Source organism: Streptomyces daliensis (genome assembly GCF_054782395.1).
In genome coordinates this window covers 1-723 of record NZ_BAAGSO010000134.1, presented here as the reverse complement: position 1 = coordinate 723, position 723 = coordinate 1, and the positions used below count along the sequence as shown (strand labels likewise).

The window sequence follows — 723 nt, the reverse complement described above, 5'->3', positions numbered from 1 at the left end:
CTGCGAGGATCTGTTGTGCTCGATTGTCAGTCCTCCCGGATAAGTTCGGGGGTATGACGGCGCGAATGCGGGCGGGGGAGAGTTCCGGGCATGTCCGGTACACCTATCGGCTGCGGTTGTCGTCCACGGCCCGGTCCGCGCTGGAGGCCGAGTGGGACCGCTGCCGGTGGATCTGGAACGAAGCGGTCGCCAAATCCCAGCGGGTGCACCGGCACAACCGGGCGACCGGCCAGAGTGTGACGTGCGGCCCAGCGCAGCTCGACAGGATGCTGACCGAGGCACGTGCGCGTATCCCGTGGCTGCGGGAGGGCGCCTCGGTCCCTCAGCAGCAGCTCCTCCGCGACTTCGCGAAGTCGCGGGCGAAGGCGTTGCAGGACATCAAGGCCCGGCTGCCGATGCGGCAGCGGGCCGGGATGCCCAAGTACAAGAAGAAGCACGAGGCGCTGCCCACGCTGAACTACACCCGGCGCGGCTTTCGCCTCAAGGAGGGCCGTCTGCATCTGGCCGGGGGCATTGTGGTGCGGGTGGTGTGGTCGCGGGAGCTGCCCACGGCTCCCAGTTCGGTGCGGGTGTACCGGGATGCGGTGGGGCACTGGTGGGCGTCGTTCGTCCTCGCCGCCGCAACCGAGCCCCTGCCACAGACCGGCGCGGTGATCGGTATCGACTGGGGCGTGCGGGAGACGGCCACCACCACCAGCGACGCCCATGACCTTCCCCACCCGC

General features: G+C 69.4%; 1 protein-coding gene. It reads left to right on the top strand.

Going from position 1 to position 723, the window contains the following annotated elements:
- Window positions 1-53: 53 nt before the first annotated feature.
- Window positions 54-723: RNA-guided endonuclease InsQ/TnpB family protein (locus ACYVOO_RS38670; RefSeq protein WP_461020413.1), on the top strand; the 670-nt coding region annotated here is incomplete at its 3' end.